Source organism: Streptomyces sp. C, assembly GCF_000158895.1.
Lineage (GTDB): Bacteria > Actinomycetota > Actinomycetes > Streptomycetales > Streptomycetaceae > Streptomyces > Streptomyces racemochromogenes.
On record NZ_GG657750.1, the window covers coordinates 6,929,062 to 6,930,292 of the forward strand.

1 protein-coding gene and 1 pseudogene are annotated in these 1,231 nt (G+C 76.9%); both read left to right on the forward strand.

The genetic code is table 11. From position 1 onward, the window contains the following. Window positions 1–180, forward strand: a pseudogene (locus tag SSNG_RS44235) (hypothetical protein); the annotation flags it as partial. Between the two features lie 340 nt (window positions 181–520). Then, window positions 521–1,093, forward strand: coding sequence for a VWA-like domain-containing protein (locus tag SSNG_RS44240; RefSeq protein ID WP_241695157.1), 573 nt, complete (start codon window positions 521–523; stop codon window positions 1,091–1,093). Window positions 1,094–1,231 lie beyond the last annotated feature (138 nt).

A 1,231-nucleotide genomic window follows, 5' to 3' on the forward strand; every position in this document is an offset into this window, starting at 1 on the left:
ATGGGCGTCGACCGGCACTGGCGCTGCTACGTGGCGCCGGAGTTCGTGGCACGCACCCCCGTCCCCGAACTGTCCGGGGTGTGGATCCACGAGGTGGCCCACCTGCTGCGCGACCACCACGGCCGCGCCGACCGGCTGCCGCCCGCCGACCAGCGCGACCCGCTCCGGATCAACATCGCCCAGGACTGCGAGATCAACGACGACCTCCTCGCCGACGGGCTGGTACTGCCGGCCGGCCGGATGGAGCCGGGCCTCTTCGGCCTGCCCAAGGGCGGGATGTTCGAGGGCTACCTGCCCGGCATCCCGCCGACGCCCCCGCACACCGTGGACTGCGGCTCGGGCGCGCACGGCAGGGCGGCGCCCTGGGAACTCGGCGGCGGCTCCGGCCACGCCACGGCCGGGATCGGCCCGGTGGAGGCGGAGGCCCTGCGCCGCCAGACCGCCCAGGCCGTACGCGCCCACCTGCGCTCGCGGGGCCGGGGGAGCGTGCCCGCCGGATGGGAAGCGCTGGGCGGAGCGGGTGCTGGAGCCGGCCGTCGACTGGCGGCGCGCCCTGTCGGGGGCGGTGCGGGAGGCCGCGGCCTGGGCCGCGGGGGCGGTGGACTACACGTACCGGAGGCCCTCGCGCCGCACGCCCGCGCTGGGCGGCCGGGTGGTGCTGCCGAGCCTGCGCCGGCCGCTGCCCAGGGTGGCGGTCGTCATCGACACCTCGGGGTCCATGGGCGAGGCGGAACTCGCCGCCGCCCTCGCCGAGGTCACCGGGGTGCTGCGCGAGGTGGGCGTGGGCGGCAACCGGGTCACCGTGCTCGCCTGCGACGCCGACGTGCACGCCGTGAGCCGGGTGGCCAGTGCCGGGGAGGTGACGCTGGCCGGGGGCGGCGGCACCGACATGCGGGTGGGCATCGCGGCCGCGCTGGCCCGGCCCGACCGGCCGTCGATCGTCGTCGTGCTGACCGACGGCATCACCCCCTGGCCCGAGGAGTCCCCGTCCTGCCGGCTGATCGCCGCGCTGATCGGTGCGGGGGCTCCGAATCCACCGGGCTGGGTGGAGACCGTACGCCTTGACCCGGCCGGCCCGGGCCGCCTTCGCTGACCGGGCGGTCCCGGGAACTGGCCGGTTGTGTACGGTCGTTCGTACGGTGATCACGGCCGCGTGGCAGCATGGCGCCGGACAGTACGGCGAGGCGGCCCGAAGCGGCCACGCGGAGGGGGAGTTCGGTGAGCGGAGTAC